This is a genomic window from Bacillus sp. FSL K6-3154 (assembly GCF_040869395.1).
Lineage (GTDB): Bacteria > Bacillota > Bacilli > Bacillales > Bacillaceae > Bacillus > Bacillus safensis.
Genome location: NZ_CP152033.1, coordinates 2,153,509 through 2,175,244, shown reverse-complemented (window position 1 = coordinate 2,175,244; position 21,736 = coordinate 2,153,509). Strand labels below are relative to the sequence as shown.

General features: G+C 42.7%; 18 protein-coding genes. 5 read left to right on the top strand and 13 right to left on the bottom strand.

Annotation, left to right across the window (positions count from 1 at the left end):
- The first annotated feature begins 17 nt into the window (after positions 1-17).
- The 4 genes from MHH61_RS11100 to MHH61_RS11085 all read left to right on the top strand — a co-directional run bounded on the left by MHH61_RS11100 (position 18) and on the right by MHH61_RS11085 (position 4,898).
- The gene (locus MHH61_RS11100; RefSeq protein ID WP_234107571.1) at positions 18-884 is read left to right on the top strand and encodes a TetR/AcrR family transcriptional regulator; all 867 of its coding nucleotides are present in this window, start codon (positions 18-20) and stop codon (positions 882-884) included.
- Between the two features lie 16 nt (positions 885-900).
- Positions 901-2,337, top strand: coding sequence for an MDR family MFS transporter (locus MHH61_RS11095; protein WP_025093639.1), 1,437 nt, complete (start codon positions 901-903; stop codon positions 2,335-2,337).
- Between the two features lie 174 nt (positions 2,338-2,511).
- The gene (locus MHH61_RS11090; RefSeq protein WP_041116670.1) at positions 2,512-3,888 is read left to right on the top strand and encodes an aspartate kinase; all 1,377 of its coding nucleotides are present in this window, start codon (positions 2,512-2,514) and stop codon (positions 3,886-3,888) included.
- Between the two features lie 164 nt (positions 3,889-4,052).
- The gene (locus MHH61_RS11085) at positions 4,053-4,898 is read left to right on the top strand and encodes a GAF domain-containing protein (RefSeq protein WP_025093640.1); all 846 of its coding nucleotides are present in this window, start codon (positions 4,053-4,055) and stop codon (positions 4,896-4,898) included.
- 38 nt (positions 4,899-4,936) lie between these two features.
- Here MHH61_RS11085 and MHH61_RS11080 read toward each other — a convergent pair whose 3' ends face one another.
- The 11 genes from MHH61_RS11080 to MHH61_RS11030 all read right to left on the bottom strand — a co-directional run bounded on the left by MHH61_RS11080 (position 4,937) and on the right by MHH61_RS11030 (position 17,272).
- Positions 4,937-6,364, bottom strand: coding sequence for a HAMP domain-containing sensor histidine kinase (locus MHH61_RS11080; RefSeq protein WP_034622940.1), 1,428 nt, complete (start codon positions 6,362-6,364; stop codon positions 4,937-4,939).
- A complete protein-coding gene (locus MHH61_RS11075; RefSeq protein WP_024425529.1) occupies positions 6,354-7,046 on the bottom strand; it encodes a response regulator transcription factor in 693 nt (230 codons plus the stop codon). The genes MHH61_RS11080 and MHH61_RS11075 overlap by 11 nt, the downstream gene beginning before the upstream one ends.
- A gap of 336 nt (positions 7,047-7,382) precedes the next feature.
- Positions 7,383-8,533, bottom strand: a protein-coding gene (locus MHH61_RS11070) for an IS3 family transposase (protein WP_149125678.1) whose coding sequence is annotated in 2 segments (ribosomal slippage) — positions 7,383-8,260 and positions 8,260-8,533 — 1,152 coding nt in all. Because the reading frame shifts where the segments join, the coding sequence is not laid out codon by codon here.
- A 116-nt stretch (positions 8,534-8,649) separates the two neighbouring features.
- The gene (locus MHH61_RS11065; RefSeq protein WP_024427308.1) at positions 8,650-9,984 is read right to left on the bottom strand and encodes an MmgE/PrpD family protein; all 1,335 of its coding nucleotides are present in this window, start codon (positions 9,982-9,984) and stop codon (positions 8,650-8,652) included.
- Positions 9,975-11,132 carry an amidohydrolase gene (locus MHH61_RS11060; RefSeq protein WP_034622943.1) on the bottom strand — a complete coding sequence of 386 codons (1,158 nt, stop codon included), beginning with the start codon at positions 11,130-11,132 and terminating at the stop codon, positions 9,975-9,977. Before MHH61_RS11060 ends, MHH61_RS11065 begins: the two co-directional genes overlap by 10 nt.
- Positions 11,133-11,166: 34 nt before the next feature.
- The gene (locus MHH61_RS11055; RefSeq protein WP_025093644.1) at positions 11,167-11,913 is read right to left on the bottom strand and encodes an amino acid ABC transporter ATP-binding protein; all 747 of its coding nucleotides are present in this window, start codon (positions 11,911-11,913) and stop codon (positions 11,167-11,169) included.
- Positions 11,914-11,925: 12 nt separating this feature from the next.
- Complete coding sequence (locus MHH61_RS11050; RefSeq protein WP_024427305.1) at positions 11,926-12,600, bottom strand: amino acid ABC transporter permease; 675 nt, start codon at positions 12,598-12,600, stop codon at positions 11,926-11,928.
- Between the two features lie 24 nt (positions 12,601-12,624).
- Positions 12,625-13,419 carry an amino acid ABC transporter substrate-binding protein gene (locus MHH61_RS11045; protein ID WP_024427304.1) on the bottom strand — a complete coding sequence of 265 codons (795 nt, stop codon included), beginning with the start codon at positions 13,417-13,419 and terminating at the stop codon, positions 12,625-12,627.
- A gap of 21 nt (positions 13,420-13,440) precedes the next feature.
- Positions 13,441-13,944 carry a GNAT family N-acetyltransferase gene (locus tag MHH61_RS11040; protein WP_024427303.1) on the bottom strand — a complete coding sequence of 168 codons (504 nt, stop codon included), beginning with the start codon at positions 13,942-13,944 and terminating at the stop codon, positions 13,441-13,443.
- A 17-nt stretch (positions 13,945-13,961) separates the two neighbouring features.
- Positions 13,962-15,287: an LLM class flavin-dependent oxidoreductase gene (locus MHH61_RS11035; RefSeq protein WP_034283773.1), complete on the bottom strand. Its 1,326-nt coding sequence runs from the start codon at positions 15,285-15,287 to the stop codon at positions 13,962-13,964.
- Positions 15,288-15,484: 197 nt separating this feature from the next.
- Complete coding sequence (locus MHH61_RS11030; protein WP_125587086.1) at positions 15,485-17,272, bottom strand: right-handed parallel beta-helix repeat-containing protein; 1,788 nt, start codon at positions 17,270-17,272, stop codon at positions 15,485-15,487.
- Positions 17,273-17,534: 262 nt separating this feature from the next.
- On the opposite strand from MHH61_RS11030, the gene MHH61_RS11025 reads away from it, so the two are divergent.
- Positions 17,535-19,028, top strand: a complete 1,494-nt coding sequence (locus MHH61_RS11025) for a peptide MFS transporter (protein ID WP_125587087.1) — start codon at positions 17,535-17,537, stop codon at positions 19,026-19,028.
- A gap of 67 nt (positions 19,029-19,095) precedes the next feature.
- Here MHH61_RS11025 and uxaC read toward each other — a convergent pair whose 3' ends face one another.
- Both uxaC and MHH61_RS11015 read right to left on the bottom strand, forming a co-directional pair.
- Positions 19,096-20,532: a glucuronate isomerase gene (uxaC, locus tag MHH61_RS11020; RefSeq protein WP_125587088.1), complete on the bottom strand. Its 1,437-nt coding sequence runs from the start codon at positions 20,530-20,532 to the stop codon at positions 19,096-19,098.
- Positions 20,533-20,612: 80 nt separating this feature from the next.
- Positions 20,613-21,710, bottom strand: a complete 1,098-nt coding sequence (locus MHH61_RS11015; protein WP_024425518.1) for a Gfo/Idh/MocA family protein — start codon at positions 21,708-21,710, stop codon at positions 20,613-20,615.
- Positions 21,711-21,736 lie beyond the last annotated feature (26 nt).

The following is a 21,736-nucleotide window of genomic DNA, read 5'->3' as shown; positions in this document are numbered from 1 at the left end:
GGAAAGGACTTATGAAGATGAACGAAAAGCAAGAAGAGATTTTGCGGGTTTCAAAGAAATTATTTTCTCAAAAAGGCTATATGAGTGTCTCCATGCAGTCAATTGCCGATGCCTGTAAAATATCAAAAGCGTCTATTTATAAACTGTTTGATTCAAAGGAAGCTCTTCTACTAGAACTGATTAAATACAATCAGCGCAAAATGAGAGAGATTTCCCGCATCATTCATTCAGAAACGACGCTGTCCAAAAAGGAAAAATTCACAAAGAAGATCAAGCTTGAGCTTGAAGAGTTTAAAGAGAATCATAAATTTTTGAACATGCTGTCCTTTGAAGCTTTTTCTCAGCATTCGCCTATTGTCATTAAACACTTACGCGAGACACGCTCCATTATCATGCAGCGGCACAGGGACATTATTTTGAGCACATATGGTGAATCTGTCGCTCCTTATGTCTGGGATCTCGTGATTGTTCTCAATGGATTAATGAGAGAATTCATCTTAATGCTGGCGATTGAGCACAAGAACATCAAATTAGAAAATGCTGCTGAGATGATTATCGGTGTGATGGACCGTGTATCGAAAAAGCCTTGCTCAATTGAGCCTGTGTTAACAGATCAGCTCATGGACTCTTATTTGTTTTCCTCACAGGACGGATATGATGAAGAAAAACTTGTCATCTCGTACTTAACGAAGATCAAACAAGAGCTTCACGCACTGTCAAACGGAGAAGAAAAAGACGATCTCCTCTCTGCTTATGAGCTGCTCAATCAAGAATTATCAAAGGATGAACCGAGAACCTTTTTAGTCAGCTCACTGCTCGATTATTTAGGCAAAAACAGCGTTTTATCACAAAACGTGTCACAGTTGAAAAACATCATTTTATAGATAAAGAAGGGATAACATGAATCAATCAACTACATCGTATAATCGATCTGTGATTGTTGGGATTTTCCTCGTTGGGGCATTCGTTGCGATTTTAAACCAAACGCTTCTCATTCCAGCGATCCCGCATATCATGGAAGATTTCAATATTGAGGTCAGCAAAGGACAGTGGCTTACAACAGCCTTTATGCTGACAAACGGGATTCTCATCCCCATTACGGCTTTCCTCATTGAGAAATTTTCAAGCCGTTCTTTAGTTTTAACGGCACTTAGCATCTTTACAGCCGGTACAATTCTTGCTTCATTTGCAACGAATTTCCCGGTGTTACTTGCAGCGCGTATCGTACAGGCAGCAGGCGCAGGGATTTTAATGCCGCTGATGCAAACGATCTTTTTAACCATTTTCCCGAAAGAAAAACGCGGGCAGGCAATGGGCATGGTCGGACTTGTCATCTCGTTCGCACCTGCGCTTGGGCCAACACTTGGCGGCTGGATTGTTGATTCCTTCAGCTGGAAGTTCTTGTTCTATATTGTTCTGCCAATCGGTATCATTGATCTCATTCTTGCTTTCTTCTTAATGAAAAATGTGACGCAGCAAAGAGAAACACGTATTGATGTCTTATCTGTCATCTTGTCGTCGTTCGGTTTCGGCGGGCTGCTTTACGGATTTTCTAGTGTCGGCACGTATGGATGGACGAGTGCGACTGTTCTCATTTCGCTGATTGTCGGCGCCGTGAGCTTGTTCTTCTTTATCCTGCGCCAGTCGAACTTAACAAGACCGATGCTGGAGTTTGGCGTATTTAAATTTGCGATCTTTAGCTTAACAACCTTCCTCGGCATGCTTGTCTTTGCTTTATTAATTGGGACAGAGACGATTCTGCCGCTTTATACGCAGAATGTCAGAGGGCTGTCTGCACTTGATACAGGGCTTATCTTATTGCCAGGTGCTCTCTTCATGGGACTCCTGTCACCGATTATTGGACGGATTTTTGATAAAGTCGGCGGAAAAGGGCTGGCATTAGGCGGATTTACGATACTCACCGTTACCACCCTGCCATTTATGCTGCTCACCCTTGATTCATCGATCGCCCTCATTACGGTCGCCTACACGCTTCGGTTAATCGGGGTTGGGATGATCATGATGCCGCTGACAACCGCAGGTATTAACTCTTTACCGCCTCATTTGATCCCTCATGGGACAGCGATGAATAACACGATGAGACAAGTAGGCGGTTCCATTGGAACGGCTGTGCTTGTCTCTATCATGAGCAGCTCTGCTGCAAATGCAGAATTGGCCAATCCATTAAAATCGGCCGTTCATGGAATGAATACGTCATTCTTCATTTCTGGTCTGATTGCCGTCATTGGTCTCGTCCTCTCCTTTTTCTTAAAGGAAAAAAAACGTGAGAATAAAGTGATGAAGCAGGAGCTATCTTCCTCCTCGTCTTCTTCATAAGAAAAAGAGCTCGGCATATGGCCGGCTCTTTTTTCATATACTCATACAATATCGTCCTCTCTGTAAACACATTTGTATTTCTAGTGAAGAAAAACCTTGATAATTTAAAGAAAAGAGTTGATAATAGGAACTATTCAATTTGTGAGAAAATTTTTACTATAGGAGATGTATGCATTGAAGGTCGTTAAATTTGGTGGCAGTTCACTTGCATCTGGCAAGCAGCTGCAAAAGGTATTTGACATTGTAACAGCAGATCCAGCTCGAAAAGCAGTCGTTGTTTCCGCACCAGGAAAACGGCATTCAACGGATACAAAGGTCACCGATCTATTAATTAGCTGCGGTGAACAATATTTACGTTTAGGCGAAGCACATGATTTAAAGGAAGCAGTCATTGAGAGGTATGCCTCAATAGCGGATGAACTCGGATTAGGTCAAGACATTATCGATACCATCAGGCAAGATTTAGACACATTATTACAGGCTGATTCATCCCGCCCTGAGTGCTATCTTGATGCCATTAAAGCAAGCGGTGAAGACAATAACGCTAAGCTCATTGCCGCCTATTTCCGCCACCAAGGTGTGGAAGCTCATTATGTGAATCCAAAGGAAGCTGGTTTGTTTGTGAGCGATGAGCCTGGCCAAGCACAAGTTCTGCCGGAGTCTTATGATCATTTGTACAAATTAAGAGAGCGCTCTGGCATTATTATATTCCCTGGCTTTTTTGGCTTTAGTCTCTCGGGAGACATCGTCACCTTTTCGCGAAGCGGCTCCGATATTACCGGCTCCATTTTGGCGAACGGTTTGAAGGCAGATGTATATGAAAACTTTACAGATGTCGATGCTGTCTATGCCGTCAATCCAACGATTGTTCATGAACCGAAAGAGATTACAGAGCTGACATACCGGGAAATGCGCGAGCTGTCCTATGCTGGTTTTTCTGTGTTCCATGATGAAGCACTTATTCCTGCCTTCCGTGCAGGCATTCCGGTTCAGATTAAAAACACCAACAACCCGTCGGCAAAAGGGACAAAAATCGTAAATCAGCGGGACCATACAAATGGACCTGTTGTTGGAATCGCCTCAGACAATGGATTTTGCAGTATTTACATTAGTAAATATTTGATGAACAGAGAAGTCGGTTTTGGACGAAAGGTGCTGCAAACACTAGAAGAGTATGGGCTTACGTATGAGCATGTTCCTTCTGGCATTGACGATATGACCATTATTTTACGTCAGGATCAGCTGGAGGAGCAGCATATCGAAGAGGAGCTGCTAGACCGCTTGAAGGTCGTGCTTGATGCAGATGAGGTCGTTTTAGAGCGAAATCTTTCGCTGATTATGGTTGTAGGAGAAGCGATGCGTCATAATGTTGGCACAACAGCAAGAGCGGCAAAGGCGCTGTCAAAAGCCAAGGTCAATATTGAAATGATCAATCAAGGCTCTTCAGAGGTCAGCATGATGTTTGGCGTCAAAGCGGCTCAAGAAAAAGAAGCTGTTCAAGCCTTGTATGAGGAATTTTTCTCTATGTCTACTGTCCCTGTCTCTCTTTAATCAGAAGGCTGCCAGATCTTTGGATCGGCAGTCTTTTTTCATCTCGACGATCAGAGTGTTTTTGCGCATTAAAGTGTATCTATTTCTTGTTTGATTTTGTATTATAGAGACAAATCAACTATCCGTTCCGGCCTATGATCGGAGCTACAAGGAGTCCTAAAACAATGCCTCGTCAACAACTATTAAAACAGTTTCGCAATTTTCATGATGCTTCTACTAGTATTTTAAACATGATGAGTCAATTCATTGATGTGAATACACTGTTTATTGCTAAAAATGATCAAAACACCAATCAAATTGTAAAGGTGCTAAATCATGACGAGCAGCTTCTTGAAGAAGGAGAAGAACTTCCTTACGAAAAGACATTTTGCAAGCTTGTGGTCGATCATCGGGATACACTTGTGATTCCTGACATTTCGAAGGATGACCGTTTTAAATACTTAGAGGTTACGAAAAATCTTCAAGGCGGCTCGTTTATTGGAGTTCCCATTAATTTCACAGATGGGACGAACTACGGAACGATTTGCGGACTTGATTTGAGGCCGAAGCAGTTCACAGAAGAGCATGTGTATATGTTTGAAACGATGGCTTCATTATTAAGCTATGTCCTCGAACTAGACCGTGCCAACCGGCAAATTCGGCAATTGTCTGTACCGATCGTACCAGTTGTTGACGGTGTCGCTGTGCTTCCTCTGCTTGGTGATATCGAAGAGACACGTGCTCAGCATATTTTAGAAACCATTTTACAGGAAAGCTACAGGCTGTCGCTCTCTCATTTGGTCATTGATGTATCGGGAACCAAAAGCCTGAATGAACAAAGCATTCAATATTTGGTCAGCTACGCACAAACGCTGAGACTTTTAGGAATTTCGGCAGTTTTAACAGGTATTAAGCAAGACCTTGCTTTAAGTGCGATTCAATCCAATATATCGTTTAAAGACATCACCATCCGGAAAGACTTGCCGCAGGCACTTGCTCATATTGGGTTGACGTTTACCAAAAATGAATAAGTGGTGATTCACCAAAAAAGGCTAAGATGAACTTCATTTTAGCCTTTTTCTTTTGGAAACGGCAGTCGTATGGTAAATGTCGTTCCATTGTTTTTTTCACTTTTCATATCAATATGCCCTTCATGCAGGTCCACAAGCTGCTTCACGATAGACAAGCCCAATCCGTATTCTCCATACGGTGTATTCGTTCTTGAGATATCCGCTTTATAAAAACGTTCCCATATGTGTTTGACTTCGTCTGGCGCAATGCCAATGCCTGTGTCTTCCACTTCGATGATCGTCTCTTGATTTTCTTGTTTTCCTCTTAAGTAAATACGGCCGTCTTCTGTGAATTGAATCGCGTTCTTTGTGATATTGACAAGTATTTGAATGAGCCTGTCATAATCTGCATAAACCTTTAGCTCGGGATCAACGTCCACGATCAGCTGATTGTTTTTCTCTTCGGCGATTCGGCTCAGCTGCTCTTTCATCACTTCAAATGTGTCAATGAGTGGATAATGAAATTTCTGAAGGGTAATTTGATTCGATCTAATTTTCTCATAATCCATATTTTCATTGACGAGGCGCAACATACGTTTTGTCTCATCAGTGATTAAGGCATAGCATTTCTCTTTCTCTTCTGCTGACACATCCGCAGTGTTCAGCCATTCCACCAGTCCTCGAATGGTGGTCAGCGGTGTTTTCAATTCGTGAGACACATCTGCGATGAATTGACGTCTGCGCTTTTCGAGCCGGTCAATTTCCTCTCTTGATTGCTGAAGACGCTTGGCCATCATATTAAAATCCTCACCAAGTGTGCCAATTTCATCAAGGTGTTTGTTTTCAAGCTTGATGTTGTAATCACCTTGCGCAATCTTTTCAGTCGCCTCTCTCAACTTTTTGATGCGGTTCACATGAAATTTAGACAGGAACAGGCTGAGAATAAAGGTGATCGTCAGCGCCACAAATACGATGATATACAGATAACGATTCATTTGGGCGATGAGCTGTTCAGCGCCTTGAATCGGGGCAATAAGGACAACTCCGCCCTTTAGCTTTCCATCCTCCATGACAGGGAGCGCCACAAGTGATGCCTCTTGATCAAGGCGGCGTGAATCACTTCGCTTCACAATGATTTGCTCTCCTTTTGAGAGTTTGGCCCATAAATCCTTTGTCAATAATACTTCATGCGGCGGCATCACTTGCTGCTGAGACAGAATATCTCCTTTTTCATCAAACACGAAAAAACGAATTTGCCTCGTCGAAAGAATATCTTCAAATGGCCGCAGACGAAAGGTCATCTCGCTTTTAGGGAGTCGTTTATAATCTTGCAAGATTTCATTCCCATAGGAGCTCATTTCATTCACTCTGTTTTGATAGGCAATATCTTTCACAAAATGAGATAAAAGGGTGCTGATAATGACAATGGCGATGAGCAATAACCCAAGGTGGCTGATCAGCAGCTGATAAAAATATTTAATCTTCATCGAACTTATACCCTACGCCCCATACTGTATACAAAAAGGGCTTAGGCCCGTCCCCAATTTTTTGACGCAGCCGTTTAATATGAACATCTACCGTTCGTTCATCTCCATAAAATTGGTATCCCCAAATTTGCTCAAGCAATTGTTCTCGTGAAAATACTTGCCGAGGATGCTGAATAAAAAAGCACAGCAGATCGTATTCTTTCGGTGTGAGGTTCTCTATTCGCTCTCCATCCAGGAAAACTTCCCTCGTTTTTTTATCCAACTGAAAATGTGCTGTCTCCAGCCGTTCGCCCTCATTCACCTTTTCTTGAGTCGTTGTATGAGCAAAGCGTCGTTTCACCGCTTTAATTCTTGCCATCAAGGTTAGTGGACTAAAGGGCTTGGTCACATAATCATCTGCCCCAAGATCAAAACCAAGCACCTGATCAGATTCGGTTTCCTTGGCTGTCAGCATGATAATCGGAATGTCACTGATCTGGCGCACTTTTTGACAAATGGTCAGACCATCCATCGAAGGAAGCATGACATCTAAAATGAGCAGATCCCAATCCTCCTCTTGCTTAAAGCGATTCAATCCTTCTAATCCATCATGAACGAATTCCGCTTGAAATCCCTCTCGTTGAAAAAACATATCCGTCATTGTACAAACGCTCTGATTATCTTCAATCATTAATATTTTCATGATCAGCCTCCGCTGCTACCATTGTTTTTCTTTATGTAGCTTTATTTTACATGTTCCCTTTCAAATCTCAATTGGATTCCCACTGTTTTTATGAACTTATCATCGTTTGGTCATCTTTTATTCATACTTTTTGAAAGAACTAATACTGCGGTGAATCACATGAGGTTTTTTTATGATGGCATTGCAGAAGATGGTCAAGATGTTAGTTGAAATAGGATAGCGTCATTTGCATATATTTACAGAAAGAACTTCCTGACAGTTATAGGATAGATCTATTTAAAAAAGCTCATCACTATGGGACTGACCCCCGTTTTTGAGACAGGGATCAAAACACCTTTATACAGCCAATTGCCGATAGTTGATCGGTGATTGGTTGTTTAGTTTTGTTTGAATACGAATGTTGTTATAATAATAAATGTATTCTTTGACAGTGCGTTCTACGATGGTGGTCGTAGTTCGATCAATACTGTTAAGATAGAACGTTTCAGACTTTAGCGAGGAATGAAACGATTCGATGGAGGCATTATCAGCGGGCGTCCCTTTACGGGACATGCTCATGGTAATGCCTTTTATATGAACAGCTTTCTGATACTCGTAAGATGTATACACAGAACCTTGGTCGCTATGTAACACACAGTTTTCAGGCAGTGCTGGGAGCTGATCAAGTGTGTTTAAAATAAAGTCTGTGTCCTGCTTATCACCAATCGTAAACGCAATCACTTCTCCATTATATAAATCCAATATACTGGAAAGGTACAATTGTTTCTGTCCATAAGGCAAATACGTGATGTCCGTTACTAGTTTTTCAAGAGGGCGATCAGACTGAAAGTTCCGATCCAGTATATTACCAGCCACAGCATAGGGCTGCCCATTTTTCTTACGCTTTTTCATTTTAACCCGGCACTGCCACTGGTTTTTCTGCATGATACGTTGAACAGTTTTATGGTTAATACGCATTCTCACTTTTAGTAAGGCTGTGATTTTTCGGTATCCATATCGATACTTGTGCTCTCGGCACAACGTGCCGATTTGTTTCTCTAGTTGTCTTTTAGAATGATTCTGATTCAGATTCTTTTTCCATCTATAGTACGAAGCGCGTGAGACGCCTAAATGGACACAGATGTCCTGTACTGTCATCGTTTTGCACAATTCTTCTACCAGTTTGATTGACGTTTCCTTATCAACTTCCTTTCCAATTCGTTGTACTTTTTTAAAACTTCATTCTGTTGACTCAGATAGCGATTTTCTGCCTGCAGTCTCTCTAATTCGGAAGAGTACTCGGGACCCTTTCTATGGGTATATTGTTTTCCAACAGGCTGTTCGAACCGGTGTGTATCCCCAGCCTTATGCCACCTCACCCATGTCTGAACCTGCGTTTTATTTTTGATATTCAATTCCCGCAAAATCTCTTTCATTGATACGCCTGCCAATCTCATTTCTACAGCCTTCTGTTTGACTTCAACCGGATAACTCACTCTTGTCCCCATAGAAAAAACACCTCCATGTTTTATTTCGGATTACAACGATCCGTTTTCAAACTTGAAGGTGTTTTTTATTTGTCTCATCTTATGGGGTCAGTCCCCTATATCGATGAGCTTTTTTATCATGCCAGCAACTTCAAATAAGCAGTGTCATTTTCCTCTTCAACCGCCTGTAAAATCTGCTGTGCCTGAGATGCGCTTGTGATGCTGCTTAACTTTTGTATGATGTCTTCTTTCGATAACGCACAGCCTGGTGCTCCCTGCGGAATATCAACCCGCTTGCTCATGGTGGTGCCGTCAGTTAAGGTGAGCTTCACAATCGTAAAGCGTCCTTTTGGGACAGCATCGGGATGGGGTACTGTCGTTTGATCATATCCTCTGTTTACCCGCTTCATCCATGTCCGCATGTCTGATGGAATGTTTTTTTTCGTAAAGGCATCCAGCGTAAGCGTCTGTCCAAACACTGCAAGTGCGATGACATATTCGACACTGAATCGTCCTTCTTCCCCGGTTAAAGGTGTCCGCTCAATAAGCGCTGCATCTCCGCCTGGCGGGAATATGACATCGACCTGTTTTACCTGCTCCGGCAAGAAAGACCGCTCTTTCATTAAGGATTGGATCGCATCTGCTGCATGGTGGGCTGCTGAGCAGAATGGATATACTTTGAACCACAGCCCCGGCGAAACGATACGCCATGTAGAACCATAGCCCTCTAGCAAACGGCTTTTCGCAAGTTCCAGATCTCCATAGAGTGAAAAGAAACCAAGCGCGCCATCAAGAACCGAGTCATTCCCGCCAAAACCTGAACAAGCTAAATCCATAGACCAAACGGCTGTTTTAGCAGCTAAGCCGGCTTGTAATGGTTTCATATCAGAGCCAAATTGCTTTCGCATTCCGGCTGATTGCGCTCCGGCAAAGCCGATTGCTTTCGTCAGTTCTTCCTTGGAGACTTGTTTCAAATAGCCAATCGCACACACTGCCGCAATGGCTCCGAGTGTTCCTGTATTATGCCAGCCCCGCTCATAATGCGCCTTACCGATCGATTCGCCAAGTCTTGCCATCACTTCAACACCTGTGATGTAGGCAGCTAAAAACCGCTCGCCATACCCTTTGCCGTCTGTCAGCTGTGATAGCAGCGCTGGAATGATGACTGCGCTCGGATGTCCTCTCACATCTGAGTGCACATCATCATAATCCAGGGCATGGATGAGGTAGCCATTCAGCATTGCTGCAGATTGGCGGCTCACCTTCTTTCCTTGTCCAATGACAGGAATCTGAGCGGCTCCGCCTTCCTGTTCAACAAGCTGCATCAGCTTTTGGATCCCTTCATCCTCTTTCGCAGCAAGCGCTGATGCTGCAGCGTCTAACAGGCCATTTCTAGCCATTTGAATGGCCCGCTCATCCTGCAGCGGATCAGCAGAAAGCACTGCTTCTGCCAGATGTTTTGTTAATTCCATGATCGAGACTCCAATGCCCGTACGGCAAGCTCAGCAAAGAAGGCAGCGGAAACTGGAAGTGCGTCTTCATTTAATGTAAACGCAGGGTGATGCCACTCCTTCGTACCACTAGTCCCCATCCATACAAAAAAGCCTGGAATGCGTTCTTGATAAAGAGCAAAATCTTCTCCGCCCGGTGACTGCTCTGCCTGCACGACATGTAAGTCAAGTGAGCCAGCCGTTTCTTCTACTACCTTTGTCAAACGCTCATCATTCATGACAGATGGCAAATAAGGATGCCATCTTACTTCAGCCTCTGCTCCAAATCCTTCTGCAATTCCACTGACGATTTGTTTCATAAGCTCCGGAATCATCGCTCTTACTTCAGGCTCAAACGTCCGAACGGTTCCTTCCATCTCAACACGGTCGGGTATGACATTCCATGATGTACCGCCTTGGATACGTGTGATACTGACAACCGCATGATGCAAGGAGCTGATGCGGCGGCTGACGATTTGCTGAAGGGCGCTTGTGATCTGCCCGCTGATGGCTATGGGGTCTACCGTGTGATTTGGAATACCGGCGTGGCCACCCGTTCCTTTAATATCGATTTCAAACCGGTCCACACTCGCCATCAATGCTTTTTCTCTGATGCCAATCGTGCCAACTGGCAGGTCAGGCTTGTTGTGCATACCGAAAATCGCATCGACTCCATCTAAAACGCCTGCCTCTATGACGTGTTTCGCCCCTTGAGCAACTTCCTCAGCCGGCTGGAACAAAATACGCACCGTTCCTTTGATCTCGTGTTTCCGCTCTTTTAATAAAAGAGCCGCGCCAAAAATAGAAGCTGTATGGAAATCATGACCGCATGCATGCATTTTACCCGGTACCTTTGAAGAAAATGGTTCGCCAGATGCCTCTTCAATCGGAAGTGCATCAATATCGGCTCTCAAAGCAATTGTTGGCCCCTCTTGTTCTCCTTTGATTTCACAGACAACGCCTGTTTGAAGGGCTGGGATATCAAGTACAGTGATCCCTTCCTCTTCTAACCAGTGGCGCAGTTTCTTTGTCGTTTCATATTCTTCAAACGCCAGCTCTGGATGCTCATGAAGCGCTCGGCGAATGTTGATCAAACGTTTGTTTAAAGCTTCATTTCCTATTGATTTCACTAGACACTCACCCCTCTAAAGAATAAAAAGCAGCTTATGCTTCTTCAGCCGCTGCTTCTTTTTGGATAAATCGTTTCGTTCGTTCATTCTTTGTTTCATCAAATAGCTCAGTTGGCGTCCCCTGCTCGATAATATGACCATCCGCCATGAAAATCACATGGTCTGCCACTTCTCTTGCAAATGCCATTTCATGTGTGACGATAATCATTGTTGTTTCTTGAATCGCAATGGATTTAATGACTTGAAGCACACCTGAGACAAGCTCTGGATCAAGCGCTGACGTTGGTTCATCCAGCAAAATCGCATGTGGATCAACCGCTAACGCGCGGGCAATCCCAATCCGCTGCTGCTGTCCGCCAGATAATGTGACTGGATAGCTGTCAGCCTTTTGCTCTAACCCTACCTGCTTCAGCAGTTTCATACCGATTTCATTCGCCTGCTGCTTCGTCATTTTTTTCGTCACAAGCAGTGATTCTGTTATGTTTTGCAGTGCTGTCTTGTTTTTAAATAAATTATAGTTTTGAAACACCATGGCCGTTTGTTGACGCAGGTGATGAGCTTCTTTACGTGAATATTTGGACGCATCGAGCCTTGCATCGCCAATTTCAATCGTGCCTTCATCAGGTGTTTCTAATAAATTTAAACAGCGCAGCAAGGTGGATTTACCGGAGCCAGAAGGTCCGATAATGGCCACAACCTGCCCTTTTTTCACGTCGAGATTGATTCCGTCTAAGACGACAAGGTCGCCGAATGATTTCTTCAAATTGGTGAGCTTGATCATGTCCACACCTCCTTAATTCCGGTAAGGTTTGCTGATTTTTCGTTCAAACAGGTCCTGCAGGAAGCTATAAATGATCGTCATCACCCAATACACGATCCCTACGGCTAAATAGGTTTCAAAGTATTTATAGTTCGCCGATGCAATCATCTTCCCTTGTGCAAACATTTCTGCCACACCAATCGTAAAGGCAAGAGATGTTTCTTTTAAAAGACCGATAAAGGTATTCCCCGTCGCTGGAATTGCATTTCTAATGGCCTGCGGGAAAATAATTCTAACGTAAGACTGCCATCTTGTCATACCGACAGATAAGCATGCCTCAAGCTGCCCTTCATCCACTGAGTTCAGAGCCGCTCTGAAAATTTCTGCTAAGTATGCTGAGTTTTTAATACTTAATCCGATAATGACCGCTGTTAAAGCATCCATTGAGGTCATCGCAGGGAATAGCTGCGGGAGACCAAAATAAATGAGAAAGAGCTGAACCAAGGTTGGAACCGCTCTGAAGAAAGAAATATACAGCTTGGCAAATTGGTATAAAACAGGTATCCGGTTTTTCGTAATGAGAGCGAATACCACACCAATGATAATGGCAAATACCATGGAGACAATCGCCATGAAGATCGTTATCGGCAAGTATTGAAGCAATGTCGGAAACACCGTCACCATATACTGCCAATCAATTTTGTTCATGTCTGCTCTTCACCGCCGCTGTCGTTATTTTTTAATTGGCACTGTGACATCGTCTTTGAAATATTTCTCAGACAATTTCTTAAGTGTCCCGTCTTCTCTTAATTCTTTGATGGCTTTGTTAAATTCTTCTCTTAGTTTGTCATGCTTTTTATCTTTCGCAAATGGATAGCCTACTTCTTCATACACAATTGGGTTGCCTACGATTTTCAGCGGCAGACCTGTTTTTTCAATTTGAGCAAGTAATACACTGCGTCCGTTGACATAAGCATCTACGCGGCCATTTGCCACTTCATTTAATACGCCGTCTTGCGTTTCATATGTTTTGATCTTAATTTTCTTGTCAGGGTCTTTGCTCTCTAAGTTTTTAGCATGGTTAGAGCCAAGAACCGCCGCCACTGTTTTTCCTTTTAAATCGTCAAGACCTTTGATGTCGTTGTTGTCTTTTTTCACGATGATTTGTGTTCCTGCGTAAGCGTACGTATCTGTAAAGTTAAATGTTTGTTTACGCTCGTCTGTGATGGCAACTTGGTTTGACACTGTATCGAGCTTACCAGACGTCAGCTGTCCCATCAGTCCGCTGAATTCACTCAGCTGCCAGTCTAGTTTGTAGCCAAGCTTTTTCGCAATGGCTTCTGTTACTTCAACATCGAATCCTACAAGCTTGCCATTGTCTTTATAAGCAAACGGATAGCTTTGTCCTGTAGCGCCTACTTTTAACACCTTTTCGTCTTTGCCTTCACTCTGATTGTTGCCGCCGCAAGCTGCTAAAACTGCCAGCATTGCTGCAAATAGAACGACTAGCCACTTTTTGTTTTTCATGTTTGTAAACCCTTCTTCCTCTTATGGTTGTGTGATATCTGATCTTAATTGTTTTTTGAAATAAACCGTGATATGACCTTTGCCTAAATCCTTTTCACCTGCTCTGACGTAGCCTTTACGCTCATACATCTCTATGAGCCATGGATGCTTATCAGCTGTACCGAGCGACACGTACGGCACCTTCAGTGTATCCCTTAGCACTTCGGTTTCAACCCATTCCAGCAAGGCTGAGCCTGTGCCTTTTTTGGCAGCTGGTTCTGAGGCAAACCACCAGATGTGAGGGACGCCGAATGGTCCTGGCTGCTCTCCCCAAGGCATACGGAGTGATAAGGTGGATAGAAGCTCTCCGTTTTCTTCCATCACATAGCAAAGATTCTTTTGTACATTTTTCTGAACGAGAGCGAAATCAGCATGTGCTGCTTGGAACTGGATGCCTAGCTCACGAATTGGCTCGTAGGCTCTTGTTGTCAGTTCAAGCAGCGCCTCTATATCTGCCTCTGTTGCCAGACGAAACGTGTATCCCAACGTTAGTCACCTCACCCTTATGTCGTGTAGCGATTTTTTGGCTCTGTTAATCCAAGATTTTCTCGTAAGGTTTGTCCTGTGTAATCGGTTTTGAATAAGCCTCGTTCCTGAAGGATTGGGACGACGCGGTCTACGAACACATCCAGCCCTTCTGGCAAGAGCGGCGGCATGACATTAAAGCCGTCTGCTGCTTCTTCACGAAGCCATGTTTCCATCACGTCTGCCAGCTGCTGCGGCGTTCCAATGAAAATATTATGACCGCGTGAGCCAGCAACCGATTGATAAAGCTGGCGAATGGTCAGGTTATCCTTTCTCGCCATATTCATCACGAGATCAAAACGGCTTTTCACCGCATTTGACGTGCTCGGATCAATCTCTGGAAGCGGCCCGTCTAAAGGATACTGAGACAGATCAATCCCGCCTAAGTAATTTTGCAGAATGCTCAGTCCAATCTCAGGAACAATCAGCTCCTGTAATTCTTCATATTTCGCTTGGGCTTCTTCCTCTGTATCAGCAATGATCGGGAAGATACCCGGCATGATGCTGACGTCCTCTCTAGCACGGCCAGCAGCCTCTACTTTCCCCTTCAAGCTTTGATAAAATTCCTTCGCTTTATCGAGATCGTTTTGTGCAGTGAAAATGAGTTCTGCTGTTTTTGCTGCAAGCTTTTGGCCATCTTCAGAAGATCCTGCTTGAATGATCACGGGCTGCCCTTGCGGCGTGCGTGATACGTTGAGAGGACCTCTTACTGAGAAGAACTCACCTTTGTGCTGGAGCTCATGAAGCTTACTAGATTCGAAGAATTCTCCCGTTTCCTTGTTTCTGACAAGGGCGTCTTCCTCCCAAGAATCCCAGAGACCTTTGACGACTTCGACGAACTCTTCTGCACGCTCATATCGTTTATGGTGTGCTAAATGCTCTTCTCCGCTAAAATTTTTCGCTGTTTCTTCAATAGAAGATGTGACCACATTCCATGCTGCTCTTCCGCCTGATAAATGATCAAGGGAGGCAAACTGCCTTGCAATATGGAAAGGCTCACTGTATGTAGTGGATGCTGTTGCTGCTAAACCAATGGTTGAAGTAGACTCAGCAATCGATGAAAGCAGCGTGAGCGGTTCAAATCTCGTTAATACGTTCGGATGAGAGGTTTGATTAATGGATAAACTGTCAGCTAAAAAGAGCAAATCCAGCTTTCCTTCCTCTGCCTTTTTCGCTAATTGTTTAAAATAATCTAGGTTCATGGCTGCATCTGGTACTGCATTCGGATGTCTCCAAGAGGCAACGTGATGTCCAGTTCCTGCGATGAATACGCCTAGCTTGAGCTTCCTTTTCGGCTGTGACACTTGTTCTTCATCCTTTCTATATCCTACATGTATCAAACTGAAGTCTTAGAAGATACATTTTTCTGATTGAATTAATCGGTTTTATTAATAAAAAAAGGGCAAATGTTGCGAAAAATGAAAAATAATTATTACTATATGCCCTTTTTACAGGATTGTCAACCGCCTTCTGAACCTCCAAAATAAGGGATTTCAAACGCTCATGATGGTGTATCAATCTCAATATTTCCGATGAGCCGATCTGTGGTATGTGTCAACAATTGACTGCGTTCCAGCATGTTGTGAGCGATGACAGAATGAGTGGAATTTGCGGTGCGGACAGCAATCGCTTTTTGAGGAGATAGATTGATGATGTTATTGCGCAGCACACGGGCTGAGGCGGCCTGGTCAATAAAGATCGCCGTCGGCTGTCCGATCGATCGATTTAAATAGAAACGGTTATCTCCAATTTGTGGCGAACCATTTTTAATATACATCACCACATATAAGGATGTTTCTTCAAAGGAATTATCTTTAATCTCTAATGCCCCCGTCGTGCTGCTGTATACAGCGTAGTTTTGATAGTGTTTAAAGCGATTCTGCCAGATGAAAGCCTTTGCATTTTCAGTGACACTGATCGTATACGAAGAATCTAGCTCCGGGTGTCCTTCTTGAATAAAGTGATTGCCGTTGATCCCGACTTCCCCTTCCTGCACCCAGATGCCTCTGCTGAATTCTTTGAATTGATTGTGCTGGATGAGAATATTCGTTCCTCTCACCACGGCCGCATCGATTACAGAGTAGACCGTATTGTTTGAAAAGACGACACTATCCGATTGATAGATACGCAGCGAGGCGCTTCTTTTTCCGGTATTCGTTCCTGATTCAATATGGTTTCCTTCTATTAGAATACGATTCGCCATATAAACGGACACAGCCGCATCTTCAAAAAGACTAATCTTATTGCCTGTAATGTGAACACTGTCTCCCCTCACATCAATCCCTTTTTCAAACCCCTCAATCATATTGCCAATAATCACCACATTGTTTTCCGTTTGACCAAGTGAGACGCCTAAGCTCGTAATCCCTGCTTTTGTCACACCTCCTCCCACTGCACGAATCATATTGTTGGCAATGATCGTTTCGGTGGAGAAGCCATAGGAGATACTGCTATCTGTATGATTGCCTTCAATGATCACACCATAACCGTTAAAGTTATAGATGGAGCTCGCTGCACCTCCTCTGACGATGTTGTTGCGAATCTGAATATTCAGAGGCTCCTCCATATTAACGGCATTTTCTCCATAGCCTTCAATATCAATACCCATTCTTGGCTCGACCCCATTTACTCCTGCTCTTTCCAAGAGACAGTCCTCCACAATAACCCCATCACAGCCTGTAATCGAAATATTGTTGCGTCTCGAATCTGTGATGGTGCAGCCAGAAATATCAATAGATGCAGCAGGCGAGTATGGTTCCCCCTCTGTCAACAAACCGTGGGGACTGACAATGATGCCGTCTCCCGTACAATTTTTTATTTGGACATGATTGACCTCTACATGGGAGGCACCTTCAATACATATCCCAAAGCCCCATTCATGGGTTTTTCGTTCAGCGGGGAGCGGCTTGTATACATGCTCATGACGATCCCCTTCAATACGCCCGCCTCGAATGGTCACATGCTCAACCTTTCCTATATAAAAAGCTGCATATCCCCATGAATCATTTGGTTTTACCTTTATTACAGCGTCTGACGCCATCTCAATGCATATATGACTTGGCACCCGTATACCTGCACCTCGGAAAGGAAAAAATGGATCACCTCTGTACACCGCATCGATTAAATATGTGCCGCTCGGCAGCCAGATATGGGAATATCCCTGTGCTTTTGTCCACTCTAAACATTCATTGAGCTTAGCTGTGCAATCCGTTTTCCCGTCAGCAATTACGCCAAAATCTAGTACATTGACAACTGGTTTTTTTAGATCAGATTCATTCAATTCCCCCAACCTAATCACTCCTTTTCACACATGTTCTCTTGTCATCCTATGCATGTGGTAAAGGTTTGCTTGTACATTCCTTCAAATTTTAAATAAATTCTTTCGGAATAACTTTCCGATAATTTTCACTTCAAAGAATTTTTCAATTTTTTGAGTCTTTACGCCTATTGAACTAACATTTTCCTGTTTTAGAATAGTTTTATATTGACACAAGAACTATACAAGAATATCATTTTTCTCATATCTCTTTTTTTAAGAAAGGATCTATGCCATGTCTACAATTGATCACGATAAAATTGTTAAAAGTGTTCCTCAAAAAGGGTTTTTTGGACATCCTAAAGGACTTTACACACTGTTTTTCACTGAATTTTGGGAGCGTTTCTCCTATTATGGCATGCGTGCACTGCTTATTTATTATATGTACACAGAGGTGACAAAAGGCGGTCTAGGCTTTGACCAGACGACAGCCAATTCGATCATGTCTGTCTATGGTGCGCTTGTCTATATGTCAGGAGTGATTGGCGGATGGCTCGCCGACCGGGTATTTGGATCATCCAGTACGGTCTTTTATGGCGGAGTTTTTATTATGCTCGGCCACGTGATTTTGGCTTTGCCAAGCGGAGCAACAGCGCTCTTTATTAGTATGGGACTGATTATTATCGGGACAGGTCTTCTCAAGCCAAACGTTTCAAACATTGTTGGTGACCTGTATACAAAAACAGACCCTCGCAGGGACTCTGGATTTAGTATTTTCTACATGGGGATCAACATGGGTGGCTTTATCTCCCCATTAATTGTCGGAACACTCGGTCAAAAAGTGAATTTCCACCTCGGGTTCTCACTCGCTGCCGTGGGGATGCTTGTTGGACTTATTACATTTGTGGTCACAAAAAAACCGAACCTTGGTCTTGCCGGCACGTATGTGACAAATCCATTATCAGCTGCCGAACGTAAGAACTTCAAAATTTACGGATCATTGGTTGTGATTTTGCTCGCAGTTTTTGCTGTCATTGGCATTCAAACAGGCGCACTCACAATTAATCTATTCACTTGGTTTGTTAGTGCCCTTGGTGTACTCATTCCGATTGTTTATTTCATTGTCATGTATTTCAGTAAAAAGACGAGCGCAGTGGAGCAATCCAGGGTTCTCGCTTATATTCCATTGTTCCTTGCTGCCGTGATGTTCTGGGCGATTCAAGAGCAGGGCTCAAACATTTTAGCAACATATGCAGATCAACGAACAAACTTGAATTTCCTTGGGATGACACTAGCGTCTTCATGGTTCCAATCATTGAACCCAATCTTTATTGTGCTGCTGTCTCCAGTGTTTGCTTGGTTATGGGTCAGACTTGGGAAGAAACAGCCGTCTACCCCGATTAAATTCTCACTCGGTCTTCTGTTTGCAGGGTTATCCTTCATCATCATGATCATTCCTGCATACATGTCCGGTCCGAACACACTTGTGAGCCCATTATGGCTCGTTCTGAGCTTCTTCCTCGTCGTGATCGGAGAGCTCTGCTTATCACCAGTTGGACTGTCAGCGACAACAAAGCTGGCCCCTGCTGCCTTCTCAGCGCAAACGATGAGCCTTTGGTTCCTTTCAAATGCAATGGCACAGGCGATCAATGCGCAAGTAGTCAAACTGTTTGATAAAGTGCCGGAAACCGTCTATTTCGGTATCATCGGATTGCTGGCCATCGTTTTATGCATTGTGATGCTATTACTGACACCAGTGATTAAGAAAGCGATGAAAGGCGTTCATTAATAAAAAACTGGACATGAGTACATCATGTCCAGTTTTTTACTTTATTTATGATCATTATCTTACTGCATTATTCATTCGTTTTCATTGGTACTGTCTCATTTATTTCAATATTAAAATAATTCACGGCATTGTGATAACAAATATCTTTGACTATTTTTCCTATAAATTCGTAATCCCTTGGAAGCTCACCATTTTCTATCCAAGTCCCAAATAAATCACATAAGATTCTTCTGAAATATTCATGGCGAGGGAACGATAAAAAGCTTCTGGAGTCTGTAAGCATCCCTACGAAAGTGCTAAGCAAACCTATATTAGATAATGTTTTCATTTGATCTAGCATGCCGTCTTTTTGATCATTAAACCACCACCCGGATCCAAATTGAATTTTTGCTCTGGCATCAGAAGACTGAAAATTCCCTATAGTAGAGGCCACAATCGCATTATGAGCGGGATTTAAATTATAGATGATGGTTTTAGGTAAAAGGTTGTCTTTGTCTAATTCATTCAAAAAACCATTTAAATGTCTTGCTAGGTGGAAGTCAGACATAGAGTCGTACCCACTATCTTTCCCCGTTAACTTGAACATTCGTGTGTTATTATTCCTTAAAGCACCTATGTGTAATTGCATGGTCCAATGAAGAGAATGATATTTTTTACTCAGGTGAAGAAGAGTGTTTGTTTTAAATTTATTGATATCCTCTAGGGATAGTGTTTTTCCTTGCAGAGCACGTACAAATATAGAAGACACTTCTTGTTCAGTAGCTGGTGAAAATGGAAATATTTCAAAACCATGATCAGAAATTCTGCATCCATTCGCGTGAAAATAATCAATTCGCGAATGTAATGAAGCGATAAAGTTTTCATATGTTAAAACAGCGCCGTTGATTGAATCACCTAATTTTTCTATATAGTTTACAAAATTTGATTGTTCAATATTTAAAGCATGATCCGGTCTAAATGTAGGTAGGACCATAGTTTTAATTCCTACATCTTTACGTATGATTTGATGAATTTCTAAAGTATCGATTGGATCATCAGTCGTACACACAACTTTTACATTAAATTTTTCTAAAATTCCATTTGTGGACATGTTACTTTCATTTAATCTCTCATTACAAATATCCCAAACTTGATGTGCATTTTTTTCTGAGAACAACTCATTTATATTGAAATAACGACTTAATTCTAAATGTGACCAATGATAAAGAGGGTTTCCTATTGTATATGGAACCGTTTGCGCCCAAGCTAAGAATTTTTCCTTGTCACTTGCATTCCCCGTGATCAATCTTTCTTCTACGCCTAACCATCGCATCGCCCTCCATTTATAGTGATCTCCATTAAGCCAAATATCAGTCATATTTTCATATTTTTTGTTAGCAGCAATGTCATCAGCCATTAAATGCGTATGAAAATCATAGATTGGCATATTTTTCGCGTAATCATGATAAAGAACTTTTGAACTTTCATGATTAAGCATCATATCTTCGCTTAGGAATGTAGACAATATCGTCACCTCTATACTTATGTTTAGAAAATCAATTAAATGAAATAAGGTGTTATTAACAAAAATAACACCTCACTTTTTTAGATCTTACTTAATTCAAACTCCGTATTTACGTAGATTGCGTCTCGTTGTGCAATTAAGCAAAGTTCTGCAGCTTTAAAAGTATGTTCTTGAGTCATAGCATTTTCAGTACCGTTTAAACAATCTAAAATAAGTTCACCAAAGTAAGGGAATCCTACTTCTCCATTTAGAGAAAAATGCTGCTCTGTCTGTTGATTTACTAAGTATAAATGGTCTCCTGTTTTATCCCTTGCGATGTCTACGTATTTGCGAATTTCAATATACCCATCTGTTCCAAGAATGAATGTGCGCCCATCCCCCCAAGTGCTAAGGCCATCAGGAGTCAGCCAGTCTACTCTAAAGTAGTTTGTAGCCCCATTATCAGCAATCAAAGTAGCATCACCAAAGTCTTCTAATTCTGGATATTGATGATGCTTATAATTGCCCACTTTACTATGTACAACTTTTGCATCTTTTGCGCCAGAATAGAAAAGGAATTGTTCAATTTGGTGACTGCCAATATCACATAGAATACCTCCATAATATTCCTTTTCGAAAAACCAGCTTGGTCTGCTTTCTACATTACTACGATGTGGGCCAGTTCCAAGAACTTGTACCACTTTTCCAATGGCTCCTTGTTCAATCAATTGACCAGCAAATACGGCACTCTCCACGTGCAAACGTTCACTATAATAAACAGCCCATTTAAGTCCCGTTTCAGCTGTTTTTTTACGAGCAAGCTCCAATTGTTCTAACGTTGTAAAAGGTGATTTATCCGTAAAGTAATGCTTACCATGATCTAAAACACGCAGCCCTAAATCACAGCGTTTAGATGTAATGGCTGCGCCTGCCACGAGCCTAACATCTGGATCTTCGAGGATTTCTTTCTCACTTTTGGCTGCCTGTACCTCCGGATATGCTTTACAAAATTCTTGTACTTTTTTCTGATCATGATCATAAACCCATTTTAATGTAGCCCCAGCCTCAGTTAATCCATTGCACATTGCATAGATGTGTCCATGATCAAGACCTATAGCCGCCATGACGAATTGTCCTTCTGTAACGACAGGGGCACTTTTTCCCTTAGGAGCATAATTCATTCCATCACTTTTCTGCATGATTGTTCCTCCTCTAGCTAGCTTCC

Bases quoted from the DNA above. Each gene is read 5' to 3' on its own strand.
- MHH61_RS11080 (WP_034622940.1), bottom strand. From the start codon at position 6,364: ATGAAGATTAAATATTTTTATCAGCTGCTGATCAGCCACCTTGGGTTA.
- MHH61_RS11095 (WP_025093639.1), top strand. From the start codon at position 901: ATGAATCAATCAACTACATCGTATAATCGATCTGTGATTGTTGGGATT.
- MHH61_RS11050 (WP_024427305.1), bottom strand. From the start codon at position 12,600: ATGAACAAAATTGATTGGCAGTATATGGTGACGGTGTTTCCGACATTG.
- MHH61_RS11015 (WP_024425518.1), bottom strand. From the start codon at position 21,710: ATGCAGAAAAGTGATGGAATGAATTATGCTCCTAAGGGAAAAAGTGCC.
- MHH61_RS11045 (WP_024427304.1), bottom strand. From the start codon at position 13,419: ATGAAAAACAAAAAGTGGCTAGTCGTTCTATTTGCAGCAATGCTGGCA.
- MHH61_RS11055 (WP_025093644.1), bottom strand. From the start codon at position 11,913: ATGATCAAGCTCACCAATTTGAAGAAATCATTCGGCGACCTTGTCGTC.
- MHH61_RS11075 (WP_024425529.1), bottom strand. From the start codon at position 7,046: ATGAAAATATTAATGATTGAAGATAATCAGAGCGTTTGTACAATGACG.
- MHH61_RS11025 (WP_125587087.1), top strand. From the start codon at position 17,535: ATGTCTACAATTGATCACGATAAAATTGTTAAAAGTGTTCCTCAAAAA.
- MHH61_RS11100 (WP_234107571.1), top strand. From the start codon at position 18: ATGAACGAAAAGCAAGAAGAGATTTTGCGGGTTTCAAAGAAATTATTT.
- MHH61_RS11065 (WP_024427308.1), bottom strand. From the start codon at position 9,984: ATGGAATTAACAAAACATCTGGCAGAAGCAGTGCTTTCTGCTGATCCG.
- MHH61_RS11085 (WP_025093640.1), top strand. From the start codon at position 4,053: ATGCCTCGTCAACAACTATTAAAACAGTTTCGCAATTTTCATGATGCT.